At 73.0% G+C, this 23,010-nt stretch carries 19 protein-coding genes; 17 read left to right on the top strand and 2 right to left on the bottom strand.

All coding sequences use genetic code 11. The annotated features are described in order from the left end of the window. The first annotated feature begins 42 nt into the window (after positions 1–42). From HS045_RS22855 to pssA, 10 genes are all read left to right on the top strand, one after another. Positions 43–930 carry an NAD kinase gene (locus HS045_RS22855; RefSeq protein ID WP_196453800.1) on the top strand — a complete coding sequence of 296 codons (888 nt, stop codon included), beginning with the start codon at positions 43–45 and terminating at the stop codon, positions 928–930. Positions 931–1,064: 134 nt separating this feature from the next. Then, positions 1,065–2,777 (top strand): DNA repair protein RecN, encoded by a 1,713-nt coding sequence (gene recN / locus HS045_RS22850; protein ID WP_196453461.1) that lies wholly within the window; start codon positions 1,065–1,067, stop codon positions 2,775–2,777. Positions 2,778–2,892: 115 nt separating this feature from the next. Further along, on the top strand, positions 2,893–4,104 hold the full coding sequence (gene steA / locus HS045_RS22845; RefSeq protein WP_196453460.1) for a putative cytokinetic ring protein SteA: 1,212 nt from the start codon (positions 2,893–2,895) through the stop codon (positions 4,102–4,104). Further along, positions 4,101–5,138, top strand: a complete 1,038-nt coding sequence (locus tag HS045_RS22840; protein WP_196453459.1) for a copper transporter — start codon at positions 4,101–4,103, stop codon at positions 5,136–5,138. Before steA ends, HS045_RS22840 begins: the two co-directional genes overlap by 4 nt. Before the next feature lie 4 nt (positions 5,139–5,142). Further along, entirely contained in the window at positions 5,143–6,009 is an 867-nt protein-coding gene (locus HS045_RS22835) for a hypothetical protein (RefSeq protein WP_196453458.1), read from the top strand. Then, positions 6,006–7,826 (top strand): murein biosynthesis integral membrane protein MurJ, encoded by a 1,821-nt coding sequence (murJ, locus tag HS045_RS22830; protein WP_196453457.1) that lies wholly within the window; start codon positions 6,006–6,008, stop codon positions 7,824–7,826. Before HS045_RS22835 ends, murJ begins: the two co-directional genes overlap by 4 nt. Then, complete coding sequence (locus HS045_RS22825; RefSeq protein ID WP_196453456.1) at positions 7,819–8,913, top strand: glycosyltransferase family 4 protein; 1,095 nt, start codon at positions 7,819–7,821, stop codon at positions 8,911–8,913. Before murJ ends, HS045_RS22825 begins: the two co-directional genes overlap by 8 nt. A 302-nt stretch (positions 8,914–9,215) precedes the next feature. Then, complete coding sequence (locus tag HS045_RS22820) at positions 9,216–10,208, top strand: TerC family protein (RefSeq protein WP_196453455.1); 993 nt, start codon at positions 9,216–9,218, stop codon at positions 10,206–10,208. A gap of 128 nt (positions 10,209–10,336) precedes the next feature. Continuing rightward, the gene (locus HS045_RS22815) at positions 10,337–10,984 is read left to right on the top strand and encodes a phosphatidylserine decarboxylase (protein ID WP_196453454.1); all 648 of its coding nucleotides are present in this window, start codon (positions 10,337–10,339) and stop codon (positions 10,982–10,984) included. Continuing rightward, positions 10,971–11,801, top strand: a complete 831-nt coding sequence (gene pssA, locus HS045_RS22810) for a CDP-diacylglycerol--serine O-phosphatidyltransferase (protein ID WP_196453453.1) — start codon at positions 10,971–10,973, stop codon at positions 11,799–11,801. The genes HS045_RS22815 and pssA overlap by 14 nt, the downstream gene beginning before the upstream one ends. A gap of 92 nt (positions 11,802–11,893) precedes the next feature. On the opposite strand, the gene HS045_RS22805 is transcribed toward pssA, so the two are convergent. Further along, complete coding sequence (locus HS045_RS22805) at positions 11,894–12,535, bottom strand: MBL fold metallo-hydrolase (protein WP_196453452.1); 642 nt, start codon at positions 12,533–12,535, stop codon at positions 11,894–11,896. After that, on the bottom strand, positions 12,532–13,335 hold the full coding sequence (locus HS045_RS22800; RefSeq protein WP_196453451.1) for a maleylpyruvate isomerase family mycothiol-dependent enzyme: 804 nt from the start codon (positions 13,333–13,335) through the stop codon (positions 12,532–12,534). The genes HS045_RS22805 and HS045_RS22800 overlap by 4 nt, the downstream gene beginning before the upstream one ends. 272 nt (positions 13,336–13,607) lie before the next feature. Here HS045_RS22800 and uvrA point away from each other — a divergent pair, with 272 nt between their 5' ends. The 7 genes from uvrA (at position 13,608) to whiA (ending at position 22,899) form a co-directional block, all read left to right on the top strand. Beyond that, complete coding sequence (gene uvrA / locus HS045_RS22795) at positions 13,608–16,448, top strand: excinuclease ABC subunit UvrA (RefSeq protein ID WP_196453450.1); 2,841 nt, start codon at positions 13,608–13,610, stop codon at positions 16,446–16,448. Between the two features lie 164 nt (positions 16,449–16,612). Next, positions 16,613–17,038 carry a Rieske (2Fe-2S) protein gene (locus tag HS045_RS22790; protein WP_196453449.1) on the top strand — a complete coding sequence of 142 codons (426 nt, stop codon included), beginning with the start codon at positions 16,613–16,615 and terminating at the stop codon, positions 17,036–17,038. A gap of 173 nt (positions 17,039–17,211) precedes the next feature. Beyond that, positions 17,212–17,679, top strand: coding sequence for a Rieske (2Fe-2S) protein (locus HS045_RS22785; RefSeq protein ID WP_196453448.1), 468 nt, complete (start codon positions 17,212–17,214; stop codon positions 17,677–17,679). 130 nt (positions 17,680–17,809) lie between these two features. Next, positions 17,810–19,846, top strand: a complete 2,037-nt coding sequence (uvrC, locus tag HS045_RS22780; protein WP_196453799.1) for an excinuclease ABC subunit UvrC — start codon at positions 17,810–17,812, stop codon at positions 19,844–19,846. A gap of 132 nt (positions 19,847–19,978) precedes the next feature. Continuing rightward, positions 19,979–20,860 (top strand): RNase adapter RapZ, encoded by an 882-nt coding sequence (gene rapZ / locus HS045_RS22775; RefSeq protein WP_196453447.1) that lies wholly within the window; start codon positions 19,979–19,981, stop codon positions 20,858–20,860. Next, complete coding sequence (gene yvcK / locus HS045_RS22770) at positions 20,857–21,825, top strand: uridine diphosphate-N-acetylglucosamine-binding protein YvcK (protein WP_196453446.1); 969 nt, start codon at positions 20,857–20,859, stop codon at positions 21,823–21,825. Before rapZ ends, yvcK begins: the two co-directional genes overlap by 4 nt. A 93-nt stretch (positions 21,826–21,918) precedes the next feature. Continuing rightward, the gene (gene whiA / locus HS045_RS22765; protein ID WP_068899020.1) at positions 21,919–22,899 is read left to right on the top strand and encodes a DNA-binding protein WhiA; all 981 of its coding nucleotides are present in this window, start codon (positions 21,919–21,921) and stop codon (positions 22,897–22,899) included. Positions 22,900–23,010: the final 111 nt, after the last annotated feature.

Below are 23,010 nucleotides of genomic sequence, written 5' to 3'. Positions count from 1 at the left end.
GCGGCGCCGTCCGGAGGAGGGGCCCCGGCCGCGAAGCGCACCGTGCTCGTCACCGCCCACACGGGCCGGGAGGCCGCCGTCGACAGCGCCCGGATGGTGATCGGCCGCCTGGTGGAGGAGGACCTGACCGTCCGCGTGCTCGGCGCCGAGGCGGAGGCCGTCGGCTGCCCGGGCGTCGACGTGGTGCCCACCGGCCTGTCGGCGATCCAGGACGTCGAGATGATGATCGTGCTCGGCGGCGACGGCAGCCTCCTGCGGGCCGCCGAGCTGGCCCGCCCGGCCGGGGTCCCGCTGCTCGGGGTCAACCTCGGGCACGTGGGCTTCCTCGCCGAGGCCGAGGTGGAGGACCTGGCGGCCGCGGTGGACTGCGTCGTGCAGGGCCGCTACGACGTCGAGGAGCGGATGACCATCGAGGTCACCGCCCGCCTCAACGGGCAGGTGCTGGCCGACACGTGGGCGCTCAACGAGGCCACCGTGGAGAAGCGCGAGCGCATGCTCGAGGTGGTCGCCGAGATCGACGGGCGGCCGCTGTCGCGGTGGGGCTGCGACGGGGTCATCTGCGCCACGCCGACCGGTTCGACCGCGTACGCGTTCTCCGCCGGAGGGCCGGTCGTCTGGCCCGAGGTGGAGGCGCTGCTGCTGGTGCCGATCAGCGCCCACGCGCTGTTCGCCCGGCCGCTGGTGGTCTCGCCGCGGTCCGCCCTGGCGCTGGAGATCCAGCCGCAGACCGCGGGCGCGGTGCTGTGGTGCGACGGCCGCCGGCGGTTCGACCTGCCCGCAGGGGCCCGGGTCGAGGTCCGCCGGGGGGAGGTGCCGGTACGGCTCGCCCGGCTGCACGGCGTGGAGGACACCGGGGCGCCGTTCACCGACCGGCTGGTGGCCAAGTTCGACCTCCCCGTCCAGGGGTGGCGCGGCCGGGCGAGGCCCTAGAGTCCGTCCGCGGCCCCGTGTTCGGCCGCGCGGCCCCGAGGGCGCGCGGCCCGGCGGTGGCGGGTGCGAACGCGTAGGATCGTGCCCGCGCACCGCACTGATGTTCGGTCGATTCGATGTGACGGGAGGGACCAGTGCGACCCAGGGTCGAGGAGGTCCGCATCCAGGGGCTCGGCGTGATCGACGAGGCCGTCCTGGCGTTGTCGCCGGGGTTCACCGTGGTCACCGGTGAGACCGGTGCGGGCAAGACCATGGTGGTGACCGGCCTCGGGCTGCTGTTCGGCGGCCGGGCCGACCCCGCCCGCGTCCGTCCCGGGTCCGACAAGGCCACCGTCGAGGGCACCCTCGTGGTCGACCCGCGGGGCCGGGTCGCCCAGCAGGTCGAGGATCTCGGCGGGGTGGTCGAGGAGGGCGAGCTGATCGTCTCGCGCACGGTCTCCGCCGAGGGCCGCAGCCGGGCCTGGCTGGGCGGGCGCGGCGTCCCGGTGGGCACGCTCACCTACCTGGCCGACGACCTGGTGGCCGTGCACGGCCAGATGGACCAGCAGCGGCTGCTCCAGCCGGGCCGTCAGCGCGCCGCGCTCGACCGCTACGCCGGCGATGAGCTGGTCAAGCCGCTGCGCGCCTACGAGCAGGCCTACAAGCGGCACCGGGAGGTCGCCGAGCAGCTGGCCGAGCTCACCACCAGGGCCAGGGAGCGCAGCCAGGAGGCCGACCTGCTCAGGTTCGGGCTGGAGGAGGTCGAGAAGGCCGATCCCAAGCCGGGGGAGGACGTCGGCCTCCTGGAGGAGGAGGAGCGGCTCTCCCACGCCGACGCGCTCAGGACCGCCGCGGAGACGGCGCACACCGCGCTGCTCGGCGACCCCATGTCCACCGAGCAGGCCGTGCAGGACGCCGTCTCGCTGGTCGGGCAGGCACGTGCCGCGGTCGACGCGGTCCGGGACTTCGACCCGGTGCTGGCCGGACTCGCCGACCGGCTCGCCGAGGCCGGCTACCTCATCTCCGACGTCGCCACGGAGCTGGCCGGCTACGCCGAGGCGATCGAGGCCGATCCGGCGCGGCTGGCGGCCGTCCAGGAGCGCCGGGCCGTCCTCACCCACCTGGTGCGCAAGTACGGCGAGGACACCGGGGCGGTGCTCGACTGGGCGGGGCGGGCCGCGCGCCGCCTGGCCGAGCTGGAGGGCGACGACGACCGGATCGGCGACCTCACCCGCGAGCAGGAGGAGCTCACCGGCCGCCTGGCGGAACTGGCCGCCGAGCTGACCCGGATCCGCCGGGCCGCCGCCGAGCGGTTCGGCCGGGCCGTCACCGAGGAGCTCACCGCCCTGGCCATGCCGCACGCGCGCGTCGTGGTCGAGATCGGTCGGGCGGCCGACTTCGGCCCGCAGGGCGTGGACGAGGTCGAGCTGCGCATGTCCCCGCACCCGGCGTCGCCGCCGCTGCCGCTCAACAAGGGGGCCTCGGGAGGCGAGCTGAGCCGCGTCATGCTGGCCATCGAGGTGGTGTTCGCCGGCGCCGACCCGGTGCCGACGTTCGTGTTCGACGAGGTCGACGCGGGTGTCGGCGGCAAGGCCGCGGTCGAGATCGGGCGGCGGCTGGCCCACCTCGCCCGCACCGCGCAGGTGATAGTGGTCACACATCTGCCGCAGGTCGCGGCCTTCGCCGACCAGCACCTGGTCGTGGAGAAGGCCGACGACGGCAGCGTGGTGCGCAGCGGCGTGGTGGCGCTGGATCGGGACGGCCGGATCCGGGAGCTCTCCCGCATGCTGGCGGGCCTGGAGGACTCCGAGCTCGGCCGGGCGCACGCCGAGGAGCTGCTGGCGGCGGCCGCGGCGGCCAAGGGGTGAGCGGCCCGTCCGCACGTCCGGCCGGGTGCGCACGGACGGTGACGTGCGGCGCCGGGGTTGACACGCGACCCGGTACGGGGCTCTCTTGCTCTTTCCCTCTGGCAGGATGGACACGATGAAGGTTCCGACTGACGGGCTGCACCACAGGCTCAACGGATACCTCCGCCGCAGGAAGGTCACGGACCTTCCCGGGGTGACGGCAGTGGCGAGGATCGACCGGCGGACCAAGAGGCTGACAAAACGCCTCCAAGCCGGAGAGATCGCAATCATCGATCACGTGGACGTCGACCGGGTGAGCGCGGAGGCGCTTGTCGCGTGCGGCGCGGCGGGCGTGGTCAACGTCGCCGCGGGCATCAGCGGCCGCTACCCCAACATGGGTCCGCAGATCATCATCGAGGCCGGCGTGCCGTTCGTCGACAACGCCACTCCGGAGCTGTTCGAGCGGATCAAGGACGGCGACCTGGTCCGCCTGCACGAGGGCGCGGTCTACCTCGACGACGAGATCGCGGGCAAGGGGGAGCCGCAGACGGCCGCGTCCGTCGAGGCCGCGATGGCCGAGGCGCGGGCCGGTCTGACCGTCCAGATCGAGGCGTTCGCCGTGAACACCATGGAGTACGTCCGCCGTGAGCGGGACCTGCTCATCGACGGGGTCGGCGTGCCCGACCTGCGGACCGACATGGAGGGGCGGCACGTCCTCATCGTGGTCCGCGGTTACCACTACAAGGAGGACATCGCGGCGCTGCGCCCCTACATCCGGGAGTACCGCCCCGTGATGATCGGCGTCGACGGCGGCGCCGACGCGCTGCTGGAGGCCGGTTACGTGCCCGACGTCATCGTCGGCGACTTCGACTCGGTCTCCGCCAAGGCGCTGTCGTGCGGCGCGGAGCTGGTCGTGCACGCCTACCGGGACGGCCGGGCGCCGGGCCTTGAGCGGGTCGAGCAGCTCGGACGCGAGGCCGTGGTCTTCCCGGCGATCGGCACCAGCGAGGACATCGCGATGCTGATCGCCGACGACAAGGGCGCCGAGCTGCTCGTCGCCGTCGGCACGCACTGGACGCTGGAGGAGTTCCTGGACAAGGGACGGTCCGGCATGGCCAGCACCTTCCTCACCCGCCTGCGGGTGGGCAGCAAGCTCATCGACGCGAAGGGCGTCAGCCGGCTCTACCGCAGCCGGATCTCCACTCCGTCCCTGCTCCTGCTCGTCGCCACCACACTGATCACCATGGGGGTCGCGATCTTCGTGTCCCCGGTGGGCAAGATCTGGATCGACAGTCTCCGCGACGTCTGGAGCAGCTTCACCTTCTGGCTGGTCGGACTCTTCTCGTGATCGATTTCCGCTATCACCTCGTCTCCATCGTCGCGATCTTCCTCGCGCTCTCGGTCGGCATCGTGCTGGGCACGACCCTGCTGGAGGAACCGGCCATCAAGACGGCCGAGACCCTCGCCGACCAGCTCAGCAAGGGCAACACCGAACTCCGCGACCAGCTGGACGTCCTGCGTAAGCGCGAGGCCGGCAACGACGCCTTCGCCGCCGCGCACACCCCCGAGCTCGTTCGGGGCGGACTGGCCGGGCAGAGCGTGGTGATCGTCGAGGCCCCCGGCGCCACCGCGGCCGTCCGCGACGCGGTGCAGCAGACGATCTCCGAGGCCGGGGCGACGGTGACCGGCCGGGTCACCCTCACCGAGAAGTACGTCGACGCCGGGCAGTCGGGCTTCGTCGACCGGCTCGCCCTGGCGGTCAAGCCCGCGAGCGTGGTCTTCCCCGCCGAGGACACGCCGTACGACAAGGCCGCGGCGGTGCTGGCCAGCGCGATCGTGACCTCCGATCCCACCCGGACGGGGAAGGAGAACCCGGAGGCGGGGGCGATCCTCGACGCCTTCGAGCGCGCCGGGCTGCTCAGCGTCGCCGCGGCGGCCGCCACGCCCACCGCCGGCGGCCCGGAGGCCTCCGCGGCGCCGGAGGGGCGGCTCTTCCTGGCGGGAGCGGCGGTGCTGATCGCGCCCGCGGAGCCGTACGCCGGGGAGAGCGCGACCGCGCAGGCCGATGCGATCGCGGCGACGGCGCTCGGCCTGGACGAGGGTTCCCGGGGGAGCGTGCTGACCGGCACCGAGGCCGCCACCGCGGTCGGCGGCGCCCTCGCCGCGCTGCGCGAGAACGCCGTGGCCGCGGAGAAGGTCTCCAGCGTGGACACCGCCGATATGCCCGCGGGCCGGGCCGTGGTGGTCTACGCTCTGCGGGAGCAACTGGCCGGCGGCGTCGGCCAGTACGGCGTCGGCACCGGCGCCGTGGCCTTCGAGCCCGTCGCGTCGACGCCGGCGCCGTCGGCCTCCCCGCCCCCCACCGCCGATTCCGGAGGATGATCCGATGGCTCGTCGTGCTCTTCTCGGAGCCCTCGCCGGCGCCGTGCTCGGCGCCGCGGCGGCCCGGGCCGCCTACGCCGCGTTCACCCGCAGGCCGCCGGTCGGCGACGCGGAGACCTGGAACCGGACCAACCACCGGGGCGAGCCGGTCACCCTGCTCGAAGGGCCCGCGTTCGCCGCGGGCGCGGGTGCGGCGGCGGCGGTGCTCCCGGGGCTCCCGGTACGGCTGCGCGCGGCCGTGCTGCTGGCCGTCGCGGGCGGCGGCGGGTTCGGCGGCTACGACGACCTGTACGGGGTGACGTCCTCCAAGGGCTTCACGGGGCACCTGAGCGCCCTGTCCAAGGGCGAGGTGACCAGCGGCGCGGTGAAGATCGCCGGTATCGGCGCGACCGGGCTGGCCGCCGCCGCGCTGACCTCCCGGGGCGTCGCCGACACCGCGGTCAACGGCGCGCTGATCGCCGGGAGCGCGAACCTGGCCAACCTCTTCGATCTGCGCCCCGGCCGGGCGATCAAGGTCGGGCTGCTCTGCGGCGCGCCGCTGCTCGCCGCCGCGCTCCTGCGCGACGACCCGGTCCGGGCGGGACTGGCCGGGCTCTCGCTCGGCGCGGCGGCCGTGCTGCTGCCCGAGGACCTGGGCGAGCGGGCGATGCTGGGCGACGCCGGGGCCAACGCGCTGGGCGCGCTGCTCGGCCTGACCGCCTCCGTCACCCTCGGCCGCCCGGGCCGCCTGGCCGCGCTCGGCACGGTCGTGGCGCTGACCGCCGCCTCGGAGAAGATCAGCTTCACCAAGGTGATCGCGGGCGACCCCGTGCTTCACAGGATCGACATGCTCGGCCGCCGCCCCGTGGAGCAGGCGCCCGGTCACCGATGACCACGAGGATCGGCCGGGGGGTCGCGGGAGCGGCGCTCCTCATCGGAGCGGTGACCGTCGCGGCCCGGATCGTCGGCTTCGGCAGGTACTACGTCCAGTCGCACACCGTCGGCAACGCGTGCCTGGGCACCGCCTACACCACCGCGAACTACGTGCCGAACATCGTCTTCGAGCTGGTCGCCGGAGGAGCGCTGGCCGGGATGGTGGTGCCGGTGCTGGCCTCGGCGGCCTCCCGGGCCGGTGAGGACCCGCAGGCCAGGGCGGAAGCCGGGCGGATCACCTCGGCGCTGCTCACCTGGACGATGCTGGCCCTGGTGCCGCTGACCCTGCTGGTCGCGGTGTTCGCCGGACCGGTCGTCGCACTGCTCGTCCGGCTGCCCGAGGACTGCGACGCCGCGCAGGTCGTCGAGGTCGGCACCCGCATGCTGGTCGTCTTCGCCCCCCGGGTGGTCTTCTTCGGGCTCGCCGTCGTCCTGTACGGCGTGCTCCAGGCGCACCGGCGCTTCATGGGGCCGGCCCTCGCGCCGCTGGTCTCCAGCCTGGTCATCGTCGTCTCGCACCTGCTGTTCGTCCGGATCGACGAGGACGCGGCCGGGAGTCTGGGTGCGCTGGACCCGGCCGGGGAGCTGACCCTCTCGCTGGGGGCGACGGCGGCGGCCGCCGTGATGGTGCTGACCGTGATCGGTCCGGTGGCCCGGCTCCGGCTCCGGCTGCGCCCGTCGCTCTCCTTCCCGCCGGGCGTGGCCGCCCGGGCCAGGCGGCTGGCCACGGCCGGTCTGGCGGTGCTCGTCGCCCAGCAGGTCGCGCTGACCGCGGTGGTCATGCTCACCAACGAGCTCGGCGGAGGGGGCAGGATCACCTTCTACACCTACGCCTGGGCGCTGTACCAACTGCCGCTCGCGGTGCTCGCCGTACCGGTCGCGACCAGTTCCTTCCCGGTGCTGTCGGTCCGCGCGGCCGACGGGGACCGCGCGGGCTTCGACGACCTGGCCGCGTCCACCACGCGGATCATCGTGCTGGCGATGGGGCTGTCGGCGGGGGTGATGGCCGCGGTCGCCCTGCCCGTCTCGCGGCTCTTCCTGGAGGGCACCGCGGGCGGCCAGGGCGGCAGGCCGGGGGAGATGGCGGAGGCCGTCGCGCTGTTCGCGCCGGGGCTGATCGGCTACGCGCTGGTGTTCCACCTGGCCCGGGTGCTGTACGCGTGCGGCCGGGGCCGTTCGGCGGCCCTGGCCTCGGTGGCGGGGTGGGCCGTGGCGCTGGCCGCGCAGATCGTGCTGGCGAACGCGGCCGAAGACCCGGCCGACGTGGTGGGACGGCTGGCGCTGGGCAGCACGGTCGGGATGACCGCGGGCGGCCTGCTGCTGGCCGGTGCGGTGCTGCGGGCCCGGGGCGCCGCGGCGCTCGCCGGGACGGGGCGGGCGCTGCTCGCCGCGCTGGCGGGCGGGGGCGCGGGGTACGGCGCCGGGCTGGCCGTGGTGACGGCCTTCGGTGACGTGCCGAAGTGGATGTGCGCGGTGACCGGGACCGGGGCCGCGCTGGCCGCCGCGGCGGTGTTCGCCGCCGTGGCCGCGGCGGTCGACGGGCCGGACGCCAGGGCGCTGCTCGCGCGGCTGCCCGGAGTCGGCAGGCCGCGCGGGCGGGGCGGACCGAGCCGGGACGGAGAACCGGTCGGGGCGGAGCCGTCCGGAGGCGGAAGGCGGAGCCGGGAGGAACCGGTCGGGGCGGAGGAACCGCCGGGGGACGGAGGGCCACCCGGGCACGAGGGGCCGGTCGGGGCGGAACCGTCCGGAGGCGGAAGGGAGCGGGCCGATGGCTGAGGCGGGGACGCGGGTGGCGCTCGTGCTGGGGACCAGCGCGGGCGGGGTCGGACGGCACGTGGCGATGCTGGCCGGCGGGCTGCTCGGCCGGGGCTGCCGGGTGGTGGTCGCCGGACCGGCCGACACGGACGCGGCCTTCGGGTTCGCGCGGCGCGGTGCGGGGTTCGTGCCGGTGCCGATCTCCGACCGGCCGCGTCCGGGCGGGGACCTGCGGGCCGTACGGACACTGCGGGGGCTGCGCGGGGCCGACGTCGTACACGCGCACGGGCTGCGGGCGGGGGCGCTGGCGGCGCTGGCCCTGAGCGGGACCGGCACGCCCCTGGTGGTGACCCTGCACAACGCCGCCACGGCCGGAGGCGCCGTCGGGGCCGTCTACCGGGTGCTGGAGCGGATCGTCGCCCGCCGTGCCGACCGGGTCCTGGTGGTCTCGCCCGACCTGGGGGAGCGGATGACCGCGCTGGGGGCCCGGCGCGTCACGGCGGCCGTCGTCCCCGCGCCGCCGCTGGCCGCCTCGGGGCGTTCAGCGGAGGAGATCCGCGCGGAGTTCGGCGCGGGAGGGCTGCCGGTCCTCCTGACCGTCGCCAGGCTCGCCCAGCAGAAGGGGCTGGAGACGCTCCTGGACGCGGTGGCCCGTCTCGCCGCCGGCCCGTCGCCGCGGGCGCTGTTCCTCGTCGCGGGCGACGGGCCGCTCCGGGAGGAGCTGCGGCGGCGGATCGACCGGCAGGGGCTGCCGGTGCGGCTGCTCGGCGACCGGGCCGACGTGGGCGACCTGCTCGGGGTGGCGCGGGCGCTGGTCGTGCCCAGCAGGTGGGAGGGGCAGCCGCTCAGCGTGCAGGAGGCGCTGCGGGCGGGCACGCCGGTGGTCGCCACCGCCGTCGGAGGGCTTCCCGAGATGGTCGGGGAGGGCGGACTGCTGGTGCCGTACGGCGACGCCGCCGCGCTCGCCGGAGCGGTCGCCCGCCTGCTCGACGACGACGGACTCGTCCGGAGGCTGGCCGGGGAGGCCGCCCGGCGGGGCCGGGAGCTGCCGGGGGAGCAGGAGGCGCTGGACGCCGTGCTGGCGGTCTACCGCGGGCCGTGGCACTGATCGTCAGGACCCGGGCGGAGCGCGGGTGGTCCTCCGGCGATGGGCGCGAAGCGGGCCGATGCGACGCGACCGGGAACATATTCCGCTGCCTGTAAGTTGGATGAGATGCCACCCGGCCGGTTCCCTATACTGGCTTGGTTAGGGGGGGAGTATCCCTTCGTGACAGTCTCGTCATCACGGTGCCGCCTCGATCCACGAGGCCCCCGGGGCTGTCGGTCCACGCGTGATCCGCAGACGCGATCCGTGCTGGGCGGGAGAGACCTCCGGCATTCCGCCATGCGCGCCGGAGGGTTGACGAGAACATGACTGTACCCACGTGGGCCTGGATCGCCGTGATCGGCGGTCTCCTCCTGGTCCTCGCCTTCGACCTGTGGATCGTCGACCGGGGTGAGCCCCGGGAGTTCTCCATGCGGCAGGCCACTTTCTGGGTCGGCTTCTACGTCACGCTGGCCGTCGTCTTCGGCGTCATCCTGTGGATCTTCGCGGGGCCCACGCCCGCGGGGCAGTTCTTCGCCGGCTACCTCACCGAGTACAGCCTGAGCGTCGACAACCTGTTCGTGTTCTACATCATCATGACCCGCTTCGCGGTGCCCAAGATCTACCAGCACAAGGTGCTGCTGGTCGGCATCCTGATGGCGCTGGTCATGCGCGGCATCTTCATCGCGGTCGGCGCCGCCGCCCTGCAGAGCTTCGGCTGGCTGTTCTACATCTTCGGCCTCTTCCTGATCTACACCGCGGTCCAGCTGGTCCGCCAGCACGGCCACGACGACGAGGAGTTCACCGAGAACGCGGTCCTGCGCTGGGCCCGCCGGGCGTTGCCGCACACCGACGACTACGTGGGCTCCAAGGTCTTCGTCAAGATCCACGGCAGGCGCCTGGTCACCCCGATGCTGATCGTCATGGTCGCCATCGGCACCACCGACCTGCTGTTCGCGCTCGACTCGATTCCGGCGATCTTCGGTCTCACCACCGACGCCTTCATCGTCTTCACCGCCAACGCGTTCGCGCTGATGGGCCTGCGCCAGCTCTACTTCCTGCTGGGCGGCCTGCTGCAGCGGCTGATCTACCTCAGCTACGGGCTGGCGTTCATCCTCGGGTTCATCGGGGTTAAGCTGATTCTCGAGGCGCTGCACTCCAGCGGCGTCTCATGGGCACCCGAGGTGCCGATCTGGCTGTCGCTGTCGGTCATCGGCGTCACCATGGTGATCACCACCGTGGTCAGCCTGACGAAGTCGCGACGGGACATGCGCAAGGCCGACCACATCGCCACCCCTGTGGAGAGCAAGCAGGTCTAGCGGATTGTCGTGGAAGGCGCTTTGCTTGTCTCATTGCGCCGTAAAAGGGCTGAGAGATCGGTAGCATCCTCCCCCAGGGCGGGTAGACATACCGGTCTAACGCCGCAAGACATCACAAAAGGTTCCCTGTGTCCCACGATTCAGCAAGCCAACCGTCAGGCCGCATACGGCTGGCGCGCGGCGTCTCTCCGTGGCTGCTCCCGACGGTGGCGGCCTCTGCCGTGACCGCGCTGCTCAGCCGCCGTGACAGGCGCTGGGCGCTGGCGGCGGTCCCGCTGACCGCGCTCACCGGCGGCATGCTCTGGTTCTTCCGCGACCCGGAGCGCACACCCGGGCCCGGACGCATCCTGTCGCCCGCGGACGGCGTGGTGCAGAGCATCGACCCGTGGCCGGACGGCCGCACCCGGGTGGCCATCTTCATGAGCCCGCTCAACGTGCACGTCAACCGCGCGCCGCTGGCCGGAACCGTCACCTCGGTGAAGCACGTGTCCGGCGGGTTCCTGCCCGCCTTCGACAAGGACAGCGACAAGAACGAGCGGGTCGTGTGGCACCTGGACACCGCGCTCGGCGACCTGGAGCTCGTCCAGATCGCCGGTGCGGTCGCGCGCCGTATCGTGCCCTACCTGGAGGCGGGAGCCGAGGTGGCCAGGGCCGAGCGCATCGGGCTGATCCGGTTCGGTTCGCGAGTGGACGTCTACCTCCCCGAGGGGATCGCTCCGGCGGTCTCCGTCGGGCAGAAGACCGTCGCAGGGGTGACCGGCCTTGACCGCGGCTGACGCGGGCTGGTCGATGGGCGGGGCGGACGACGAGCCCCAGGGGCCCGTCGGCAAGGCGTTCCGGCTCTCGGCGGCGGACTCGCTCTCGCTGGGCAACGCGCTCTGCGGCTTCCTCGCCGTCTGCGTGCTCGCCTGGTCGGCGATCACCTCGCTGCAGCAGACCAGCAAGTTCGAGGCCAACCCGCAGTTCTTCGGCACCGCGGTGGTGCTGCTGCTGCTCGGCGCCACCTGCGACCTGTTCGACGGCCTGGTGGCCCGGCGCTTCCGCGCCTCGGCGATGGGCGCCGAACTCGACAACCTCGCGGATGTGATCAGCTTCGGCTTCGCCCCAGCGTTCATGGTGGTCATCTGGGCCGGGTTCAACCCGCGGGTGCCGTTCCTGATGGTGATGGCCGCCGCGGCGTCGGTGCTGCTGGCCGGGGTCATCCGGCTCGCGCGCTTCGCCTGCGTGAAGACCAAGAGCGGCGACTTCATGGGCCTGCCCATCCCGATGGGCGCCATGACGGTGATCGCGATCGTGCTCCTCTTCGAGCCGTCGGTCGGGGCCGTGCTGCCGATCTTCGGTATCGCCTACCTCATGGTGAGCCGGATCGAGTACCCCAAGCCCAAGGGGAACGTGGCGGCCGTGGTGCTCGCCTGGATGATGATCAACGTCGCCTGTCTGACCATCTGGGCCGCGGGGCTGGCGGGGGGCGACACCCTCATCAAGGTCGGCGCCGTCATGCAGATCACGATCGTGGCGGCGATCCCGCTGCGCATCCTGATGTTCAAGCGGGAGCAGCGCAGGGAGCGCAAGGAGTCCGAGCGCGTCGGCTGACGCGCCCGGCGGTGCCCCGGAGCGCACTCCGGGGCACCGGACCGGTGGCCCGCCGCCCGGCCGGTCTTGTCCACCGGAGCGGTACGGGTGCCCTACCAGCCGCGTTCGCGCCACTCCGGCAGGGAGGGGCGCTCGGCGCCGAGCGTGGTGTCCCTGCCATGGCCGGGGTAGACCCAGGTCTCGTCGGGGAAACGGTCGAAGATCCGCTCCGACACGTCCGTGAAGAGCTGCTCGAAGCGCTCCGGATCCTTGTCGGTGTTGCCGACCCCGCCGGGGAAGAGCGAGTCGCCGGTGAACAGATGCCCGTCGTGGTGCAGGGCGATCGAGCCGGGCGTGTGGCCCCGCAGGTGGACGACCTCCAGGCTGACCACGCCGACGGTGACCCCGTCGCCGTGCTCGACCGTCAGGGTCGCCGGGACCGGCAGCGCCGGGGCGTCCAGCGGATGGGCGATCACCATGGCGCCCGTGGCCGCGGCGACCTCCTCCAGGGCCTGCCAGTGGTCGCCGTGCCGGTGGGTGGTGACGATCTTGCTGATCGGCATGCCGCCGATGAGCTCCAGCAGCCGGTCGGCCTCGGCGGCCGCGTCGATCAGCAGGCCGTCGCCGGTGTCGTTGCAGCGCACCAGGTAGGCGTTGTTGTCGAAGGGGCCCACGGCGAGCTTCGAGATCGTCAGGGCGGGCAGCTCCCGCACGTCGGGGGGACCGCCCACGCGCACGTCGCCGGTGTAGGTCACGGGTACTCCTCGGGAGGCGTCGGGGAAAGGCCGGGAGGGGCGGGCAGGACCATCCACGGCGGCGGTGCGGGCACCGGCCCGGCCGAGGGCTGGTTGCCCGTGCTCCCCTCCGGCATCACCCTAAGCCCGCCCCCCTGGGTGCGGCCGGTGACCCAGCACAGCAGCGCCCACGGGTCGCCCTGGACCACCGGACCCGAGCCCAGGTCGCGCCAGACCTGGTGGTGCAGGTAGTCGTCTATCGTCTCCTCCACCACGATCTCGCTGACCGGGCTCTGCTCCTTCGGCCAGCACACCAGCGCGTCGTGCAGCTCCCTGCGGACGAACGCCTCCGGCCAGTCGGCGGGGGCGTAGCCCGCGCCGAGGTCCACGTGGTGGAACTCCGTCTCGCGCAGGCGGCGGACCAGGAGGTACCAGGCGGGGTGCTCGGGCGGCCGGAGCCCGCGCACCGCGGCGGACCACGCCGGTGCGGGCAGGTCCCGGAAGGCGGCGGCGAGCCTGGCCGAGCTCTCCTCCAGGTCGGCCAGCTGCTCCTTGGCGGGGCGGGCGGCGCCCGCCTCGATCTCGGCGTCCCGGCTCCGCGGGTCGGGGTACTGCGGGGTCTCGACGCCCGTCCGGGCCCACTCGGTCAGGTTCACCAGGCTGTCGGCGTTGCGGGCCAGGTGGGTGAGCAGGTGGCCCCGGGTCCAGCCGGGCAGGCGGGAGGGCTCGGGGACGTCGGCGTCGGAGAAGGAGGCCGCGGTGCCCAGGAGGCGCTCCGTCGAGGCCGAGAGCTCGGCCTGAAGTTTCTCTAGCAGATCCATTCCCCTACTCCATCATCGCGGCGGCGGCCGTGCCAGCACCCCCGCGGCGCCGTGCCCGGGCATAAAAGCACCGGTTCACGCGGTTGAAACGGGAAGCGGCCCGTCGGGGCGCGGGCGGAGGCCGTACTCTGGGGCGGGCGGGGAGCCCCGGTTCCCGGGCGTCCGCACCGGGGAGACCGCCGGGCGAGATCGCCGGCGAAAAAACTGTCGGACCCCGTCGCTAGTCTTCCCGCGACCGCTTCTCAACCCTCTACACCGATGTCGGGACTGCTGTGGCTGACCGCCTCATCGTGCGTGGCGCACGTGAACACAACCTCAAGGACGTCTCGCTGGAGCTGCCGCGGGACTCGCTGATCGTCTTCACCGGGCTCTCCGGCTCGGGCAAGTCCAGCCTGGCCTTCGACACCATCTTCGCCGAAGGCCAGCGGCGCTACGTCGAGTCGCTCTCGGCCTACGCCCGCCAGTTCCTCGGGCAGATGGACAAGCCCGACGTCGACTTCATCGAGGGCCTCTCGCCCGCGGTGTCGATCGACCAGAAGTCGACGAGCCGCAACCCGCGCTCGACCGTCGGCACGATCACCGAGGTCTACGACTACCTGCGGCTGCTGTGGGCGCGGATCGGCAAGCCGCACTGCCCGAAGTGCGGCCGGGCGATCGCCCGGCAGAGCCCCGAGCAGATCGTCGACCGGGTGATGGAGCTGGCGGAGGGCACCCGCTTCCAGGTGCTCGCCCCGGTGATCCGCGGACGCAAGGGGGAGTACACCGAGCTGTTCGGCCAGCTCCAGGCCAAGGGCTACGCCCGGGCCCGGGTCGACGGCGCGGTGATCAGGCTCGACGAGCCGCCGAAGCTGAAGAAGTACGAGAAGCACGACATCGAGGTCATCGTCGACCGGCTCTCGGTGAAGGAGGGCTCGCGCAGCCGCCTCACCGGCTCGGTGGAGACCGCCCTGCAGCTGTCGGGCGGCACCATCACGCTGGAGTTCGTCGACCTGCCCGAGGACGACCCGAACCGCGAGCGCTTCTACTCCGAGCACCTCTACTGCCCCTACGACGACCTGTCGTTCGAGGAGATGGAGCCGCGCTCGTTCTCCTTCAACTCGCCGTTCGGCGCCTGCCCGGACTGCACCGGCCTGGGCGTCCGGATGGAGGTCGACCCCGACCTGGTCGTGCCCGACCCGGAGAAGACCCTGGGCGAGGGCGCGCTGGCCCCCTGGGCGGGCGGCCACACCAGCGACTACTTCGACCGGCTGGTCGAGGCGCTCGGCAAGGCGACGGGGTTCACCCTCGACACCCCCTGGGAGCGCCTGCCGAAGAAGGCGCAGAAGGCGCTGCTGCACGGCCACGACGAGCAGGTGCACGTCCGCTACAGCAACCGCTACGGCCGCGAGCGCTCGTACTACACCGCCTTCGAGGGGGTCATCCCCTGGGTGCAGCGCCGCCACGCCGAGTCCGAGAGCGACGGCATGCGGGAGAAGTACGAGGGCTACATGCGGGAGATCCCGTGCCCCGCCTGCAACGGCGCCAGGCTCAAGCCGGTCTCCCTGGCGGTCACGGTCGACGACCGCTCCATCGCCGACGTGTCCTCCCTGTCGATCGCCGACTGCGCGGAGTTCCTGGCCGGGCTGAAGCTCTCCGACCGGGACATGCAGATCGCCGAACGGGTGGTCAAGGAGATCAACGCCCGGATGGGCTTCCTGCTCGACGTCGGCCTCGACTACCTGACCATGGACCGCGCGGCCGGCACTCTCGCCGGCGGCGAGGCCCAGCGCATCCGGCTGGCCACCCAGATCGGCTCCGGGCTGGTCGGCGTGCTCTACGTGCTCGACGAGCCCTCCATCGGCCTGCACCAGCGGGACAACCAGCGGCTGCTGGAGACGCTGATCCGGCTGCGCGACATGGGCAACACGCTGATCGTGGTCGAGCACGACGAGGACACCATCGCCGCCGCCGACTGGGTGGTGGACATCGGCCCCGGCGCGGGCGAGCACGGCGGCCAGGTCGTCGTCTCCGGAACGGTCTCCGACCTGCTGGCCTGCGAGGAGTCGCTGACCGGCGCCTACCTGTCGGGGCGCAGGAGCATCGCGATCCCGCCCGCGCGCCGCAAGCGCGACCGCAAGCGGCAGATCACCGTCAAGGGCGCCCGGGAGCACAACCTCCAGGGCGTGGACGTGGAGTTCCCGCTCGGCGTGTTCACCGCGGTCACCGGGGTCTCCGGGTCCGGCAAGTCCACGCTGGTCAACGACATCCTCTACAGCGCCCTGGCCAAGGAGCTGAACGGCGCGCGCACGGTCCCCGGCCGGCACGCGCGGATCAACGGCATGGACCAGGTCGACAAGGTCGTGCACGTCGACCAGTCGCCGATCGGCCGCACCCCGCGCTCGAACCCGGCGACCTACACCGGCGTCTTCGACAAGGTGCGCGACCTGTTCGCCCAGACCACCGAGGCCAAGGTCCGCGGCTACGCCAAGGGCCGGTTCAGCTTCAACGTCAAGGGCGGCCGCTGCGAGGCCTGCTCGGGCGACGGCACGATCAAGATCGAGATGAACTTCCTGCCGGACGTGTACGTCCCGTGCGAGGTCTGCCACGGGGCGCGCTACAACCGGGAGACCCTGGAGGTCCACTACAAGGGCAAGACGATCTCCGAGGTGCTCGACATGCCGATCGAGGAGGCGCTCGGCTTCTTCGACGCGATCCCGTCGATCCGGCGCTACCTGCAGACGCTCAACGACGTCGGCCTCGGCTACGTCCGGCTCGGCCAGCCCGCCACCACCCTGTCCGGCGGCGAGGCGCAGCGCGTCAAGCTCGCCGCGGAACTGCAGCGCCGCTCCACCGGCCGGACGATCTACGTGCTGGACGAGCCCACCACCGGCCTGCACTTCGAGGACATCCGGCGGCTGCTCGGCGTGCTCGGCAAGCTGGTGGACGGCGGGAACACGGTCATCGTCATCGAGCACAACCTGGACGTGATCAAGACCGCCGACTGGATCATCGACATGGGTCCCGAGGGCGGTTCCCGGGGCGGGACCGTGGTCGCCACCGGGACGCCGGAGGACGTCGCTCTGGTCGAGGCCAGCCACACCGGCCGATTCCTGCGCAAGATCCTCGGCGGCTGAGGGCGCCTGCGGACCGCCGGGACCGCCGGGACCGGTGTCCACGGGGCGCGGTCCTGCTTCCCCCGTCCCGGGTACCGCAAACCCGGATTCCGGACCGGGCTCCGGCCTCAATACCCTTGAGGCGGAGCCCGGTTGTGACGGGGGACGGTGCGAGAAGGGCCGCAATGAGCAGCAGTGATGGTTCCGCCATGCCCACGCGCAGGCACGTGATCGGCGCCGCGGGAGCGGTGGCGTGCGGCGCGGCGCTGGCCGGTTGCGCCGCCGGACCGCCCGGCCCGGCCGTGGTGCCGCCGGGCGTCAAGGGCCAGGTCGTCGCGAAGACCGCCGACGTCCCGGTGGGCGGCGGCATGGTCCTCACCAAGTGGAAGATCGTGATCGCCCAGCCGGTCGCAGGGGTGTTCAAGGCGTTCAGCGCGAGCTGCCCGCACCGGGGGTGCGCGGTCAGCCGTCCCGCCGAGGGCGTCATCCGCTGCCCCTGCCACGGCAGCGAGTTCGACGCCGCCTCGGGAAAGTGCCTCAAGGGCCCGGCCGAGGCGCCCCTGGCCGAGTTCGCGCTGAGGGTCGAAGGCGACGGCATCGTCATGGTCTGAGGGGGACGCCTCCGACGAGCCGCGGCCAAGGTGTAAATCTTCACAGTCTCCTGATGTCCGGTACGGCATGCTGACCCGCATCGGAGTGACGGCCGGGGACGGTCACGGGCGGCCACGGACGCCCGCGGACGGCCATGGGCGCGGATACGGACGCGAATCCTGGGAGGGTGACCATGACGGACACGACACGGCGTGCGGTGATGCTGGGCGCGGGAGGCGCGGGACTCGCGGCGGTGCTGACCGCGTGCTCCGGCTACGGCGAGCCGACGGGCGGTGACGCGGGCTCCTCCAGCGCGGCCCCGTCCGCGGCGGAGACCGGTTCGCAGACGGCGGCGGGCTCCGGCGACGCGGCGGCGAACGCGCTGGCCAAGACCTCCGACATCCCCGAGGGCGGCGGCAAGGTCTTCAAGGACGCGAAGGTCGTCGTGACCCAGCCGAAGGCGGGGGAGTTCAAGTGCTTCAGCTCCGTCTGCACCCACCAGGGGTGCGACGTGGGCGGCGTCGAGGGGACCGACATCGTCTGCCCCTGCCACAACAGCAGGTTCAGCATCACCGACGGGTCCGTCACCAACGGCCCCGCCAACAAGCCCCTGGAGGAGAAGACCATCAAGGTCGACGGAGACGCGATCACGCTGGCCTGACCGGTGCGGCCCGCCGTACCGGCGTCCTCGGAAAGGGGCGGCCGGGGCGCCGGTGCGACGGGTCGCGGGTCCTGCGGGACAGGGCTCCCTGTCGGTGGAGGCCGCTAGGCTTCGGGACGTGGCGAGATCTGTGCACGGTCCGGCGAGCTTCCGGCCGAAGCCGGGGTCGATTCCCGAGTCCCCCGGCGTCTACCGGTTCAGGGACGCCGGGGGCCGGGTCATCTACGTGGGCAAGGCCAAGAGCCTGCGCCAGCGGCTGAACTCCTACTTCGCCGACTTCGCGGGACTGCACCCGCGCACCCAGAGCATGCTCACGACCGCGGCGGGCGTCGACTGGACGGTGGTGGGCACCGAGGTCGAGGCGCTCCAGCTCGAATACTCCTGGATCAAGGAGTACGACCCGCGGTTCAACGTCAAGTACCGCGACGACAAGTCCTACCCCTACCTGGCCGTCACGATGGGGGAGGAGTTCCCCCGCGTCCAGGTGCTGCGCGGCGCCAAGCGCAAGGGCACCCGCTACTTCGGCCCCTACTCCCACGCCTGGGCGATCAGGGAGACGGTCGACCTGCTGCTGCGGGTCTTCCCGATCCGGAGCTGCTCGTCGGGGGTGTTCCGGCGGGCCGCCCAGATCGGCCGGCCCTGCCTGCTGGGCTACATCGACAAGTGCTCGGCGCCGTGCGTCTCCAGGGTCACGGCCGCGGAGCACCGCGCGCTCGCCGAGGACTTCTGCGACTTCATGGCGGGCAACACCGGCCGGTTCATCAGGCGGCTGGAGACCGAGATGCGCCAGGCCGCCGCCGAGGAGGAGTTCGAGCGGGCCGCCAGGCTCCGGGACGACGTCCAGGCGCTGCAGCGGGCGTTGGAGAAGCAGGCCGTCGTGCTGGGCGAGAACATCGACTGCGACGTGGTCGCGCTGGCCGACGATCCGCTGGAGGCGGCCGTCCAGGTGTTCTACGTCCGCGCGGGGCGGGTGCGGGGCCAGCGGGGCTGGGTGGTCGACAAGGTCGGGGAGACCGGCCCCGGCGAGCTGGTCGAGAACTTCCTGCTGCAGATGTACGGCGAGGCCGCCCCCGAGGCGCTGCCCCGGGAGGTGCTGGTGCCCGCCCTGCCGCCGGACGCCGGGGCGCTCGCCGAGCTGCTGAGCGAGCGGCGCGGGGCCCGGGTGGAGATCCGCGTCCCGCAGCGGGGCGACAAGAAGGCGCTGATGGAGACCGTCGAGCGCAACGCCAAGGAGTCCCTCAACCAGCACCGGATCAGGCGCGCCGGCGATCTGACGACGCGGAGCCGGGCGCTGCAGGAGATCGCCGACGCGCTCGACCTGGATCAGGCGCCGCTGCGCATCGAGTGCTACGACGTCTCCCACCTGCAGGGCACCAACGTGGTGGCCTCGATGGTGGTGTTCGAGGACGGCCTGGCCCGCAAGAGCGAGTACCGCAGGTTCTCCGTCCGCTCCACCGAGGGCGACGTCGCGTCCATCCACGAGGTGGTCTCGCGCAGGTTCAAGCGCTACCTGGAGGAGCGCTCGGCCACCGGTGAGCTCGACACCGGACCGGAGGCCGGGCCCGGCGACGGGGCGGACGGGGGAACGGCCGCGGGAGCCGCCGTCGGCACCGCGGACGGCACCGGCACGCCCGGCGGTGCGGACGCCGATCCGGAACCGGGCCTCGACCTGGATCCGGCACCGGACATCGATCCCGAGACGGGGCGGCCACGGAAATTCGCCTACCCGCCCAATCTGGTCGTGGTGGACGGCGGCCCGGCCCAGGCGGCGGCCGCCCGGCGGGCGCTCGACGAGCTCGGGGTGGACGACGTCGCCGTCTGCGGTCTGGCCAAGCGCCTGGAGGAGGTCTGGCTGCCCGGTGAGGACCTGCCGGTCATCCTGCCCCGGTCGAGCGAGGCCCTGTACCTGCTGCAGCGGGTCAGAGACGAGGCCCACCGGTTCGCCATCGCCTACCATCGGTCGAAGAGGTCGAAGAGCGTGCGGGAAAGCGCCCTGGACGGTGTCCCCGGGCTCGGTCCGGCGCGCCGGCAGGCTCTGATCAAGCATTTCGGGTCGGTGAAACGGCTGCGGGAGGCGACCGCCGCCGAGGTCCGTGAGGTTCCCGGGATCGGCCCTGCGACGGCTGAGGCGATCGTGTCGGCGTTGAAGGGAGAGAACCCAACGTGAGCGAGCGGAGCGAGCGAGCCGGGGGCGGGGCGGCGTCGCGCACGCGGCCGACGGAGGAGGGCATGTGAGCGAGCGGAGCGAGCGAGCCGGGGGCGGGGCGGCGTCGCGCACGCGGCCGACGGAGGAGGGCGCGTGAGCGAGGGGAGCGAGCGGGAGTCCGCGTTCGTCATCGTCACCGGAATGTCGGGGGCGGGGCGGAGCACCGCGGCCAAGGCCCTGGAGGACCTGGGCTGGTTCGTCATCGACAACCTGCCCCCGGGGCTGCTGTTCGCGATGGCGGAGGAGGCCGGGCGGGTCAAGCTGGCCGCCGACAAGGTGGCGGCGGTGGTCGACGTGCGCAGCCTCGCCTTCACCACCGATCTCAACGCCGCGATCGAGGAACTGGACGGGCGCGGCGTCGCCGTACGGGTGGTCTTCCTGGAGGCCAGCGACGAGGAGTTGGTCCGCAGGTTCGAGAACGTCCGGCGGCCCCACCCGCTGCAGGGGGACGGCCGCCTGGTCGACGGGATCGCCCGCGAACGCGGCATCCTGCGCGATGTGCGGGCCAACGCCGACCTGGTCATCGACACCTCCAATCTCAACGTCCACGAGCTCCGCGGCAAGATCGTCGCCTTCTTCGGCGGTGAGGACCGGCCGGGACTGCGGGTCAACGTGGTCTCGTTCGGGTTCAAGTACGGCCTGCCCGTGGACGCCGACCTGGTCGTGGACTGCCGTTTCCTGCCCAACCCGCACTGGGTGCCCGAGCTGCGCCCGATGAACGGCCTCGACGCGCCCGTGCGGGAGTACGTCCTGGAGCAGGCGGGCGCCAAGGAGCTGCTCGACGCCTACGAGGAGGTGGTCGGCATCATCTCCGCCGGATACGCCCGCGAGGGCAAGGGCTACGCCACCCTGGCCGTCGGCTGCACCGGCGGCAAGCACCGCAGTGTGGCCATGGCCGAGCAGATCGGCGCGCGCCTGCGCGACCGGGGCGGCATGGACGTGCAGGTGAGCCACCGGGATGTGGGCCGCGAGTGACCGGAGGTCTCGGCGGGGGGCCGGAGGGTCCCGCGGGCGGCCCGGGGGTCGTGGCGCTGGGCGGGGGGCACGGGCTCTACGCCTCGCTCTCCGCGCTGCGCAGGGTCACCTCGGCGCTGACGGCCGTCGTCACCGTGGCCGACGACGGCGGATCGAGCGGGCGACTCCGCCGCGAGCTCGGCGTGGTGCCCCCGGGCGACCTGCGGATGGCCCTGGCGGCCCTGTGCGGCGACGACGAGTGGGGGCGCACCTGGAGCGAGGTCGTCCAGCACCGGTTCCGCAGCGAGGGGGGACTGCACGGCCACGCGGTCGGCAACCTGCTCATCGTGGCGCTGTGGGAGAAGCTCGGGGACACGGTCGCCGGGCTGGACTGGCTCGGACGGCTGCTCGGCGCGCACGGCCGGGTGCTGCCGATGTGCTCGGTCCCGCTGGACATCGCCGCCGAGGTCGAGCTGGACGGTGAGATCAGCACGGTGCACGGCCAGGTGGCCTGCGCGCTGACCCCCGGCCGGGTCCGGGCCATCTCGCTGGTCCCGGAGAACCCTCCGGCCTGTCCCGAGGCGGTCCGGGCGGTCCTGGACGCCGACTGGATCGTCCTCGGCCCCGGCTCGTGGTTCACCAGCGTCCTGCCGCACCTGAAGGTGCCCGAGCTGGCCGAGGCCCTGCACTCCACCCGGGCCCGGCGCCTGGTCACGCTGAACCTCGCGCCGCAGCCGGGCGAGACCGACGACTTCTCCCCCCAGCAGCACCTGGAGGTGCTGCGGCGGCACGCACCCGATCTGGAGGTCGACGTGGTGCTGGCCGACACCGGCGTGGTCGACGACCGGGAGGAGCTGGAGAAGGCCGCGGCAGGACTGGGCGGACGCCTCGTGCTGGCCGACGTGGCGGCCTCCGACGGCTCGCCGAGGCACGATGCACGACGTCTTGCCTCGGTCCTGGACGAGATTTTCCACGAGAAGCGTTGATCCTGGTAAGCCTGGCTCAGGAGTGCGAGAAACTTCTGTGAGCCTGATGTATCTCGGGCCGCAGGGGGGTCACATGGGGGAGGACGTACGCGCATGGCGATGACGGGTGTGGTGAAGGACGAGCTGAGCAGGCTGCCGGTCCTGAAACCCTGCTGCCGCAAGGCCGAGGTGTCGACGCTGCTGCGGTTCGCGAGCGGGCTGCACCTGGTGGGCGGGCGGATCGTGATCGAGGCGGAGCTGGACACCAACGTCACGGCGCGACGGCTCATCAAGGACATCGGCGAGGTGTTCGGCCACAAGGCCGAGGTGCTGGTGCTGGCCCCCGCCGGGCTGCGCAAGGGCTCCCGCTACGTCGTCCGGGTCTACCGCGACGGCGAGGCCCTGGCCCGCCAGACCGGGCTGATCGACAACCACGGCCGCCCGGTCCGCGGCCTGCCGCGCCAGGTGGTCGCCGGGGCGACCTGCGACGCCGAGGCCGCTTGGCGGGGCGCGTTCCTGGCCCACGGCTCCCTCACCGAGCCGGGCCGTTCGATGTCGCTGGAGATCACCTGTCCGGGACCGGAGGCGGCCCTGGCGCTGGTCGGGTCCGCGCGGCGGCTGAAGATCCACGCCAAGGCCCGGGAGGTGCGCGGCGTCGACCGGGTGGTGGTCCGCGACGGTGACGCGATCAGCGCGCTCCTGACCCGCCTGGGCGCCCACGACAGCGTGCTGGCCTGGGAGGAGCGGCGCATGCGCCGGGAGGTGCGCGCGACGGCCAACCGCCTGGCCAACTTCGACGACGCGAACCTGCGCCGTTCGGCGCGGGCCGCGGTCGCCGCGGGTGCGCGGGTCCAGCGGGCCCTGGAGATCCTGGGGGACGACGCGCCCGAGCACCTGGTGATCGCCGGTCGGCTGCGGGTGGAGCACAAGCAGGCGTCCCTGGAGGAGCTCGGCCAGCTCGCCGACCCGCCGCTGACCAAGGACGCCATCGCCGGCCGGATCCGGCGCCTGCTCGCCATGGCGGACAAGCGGGCCCAGGACATGGGCGTGCCCAGCACCGAGGCGAATCTCACCGTGGACATGCTGACCACGTGATCGCCCCGCGGCGGCGGGCGCGCCGGGCCCCGCGGGCCGGCGGGCACGGCCGGCAGGGCGCACGGCGGGGATGACGGCGGGCGCCGCCGGACGACCCCGGTGCACGACGAG

It is taken from the genome of Planomonospora sp. ID82291 (assembly GCF_015711645.1).
Classification (GTDB): domain Bacteria; phylum Actinomycetota; class Actinomycetes; order Streptosporangiales; family Streptosporangiaceae; genus Planomonospora.
Note: the sequence above shows the minus strand (reverse complement) of the source record. Positions and strands in the feature narration are given on the sequence as shown.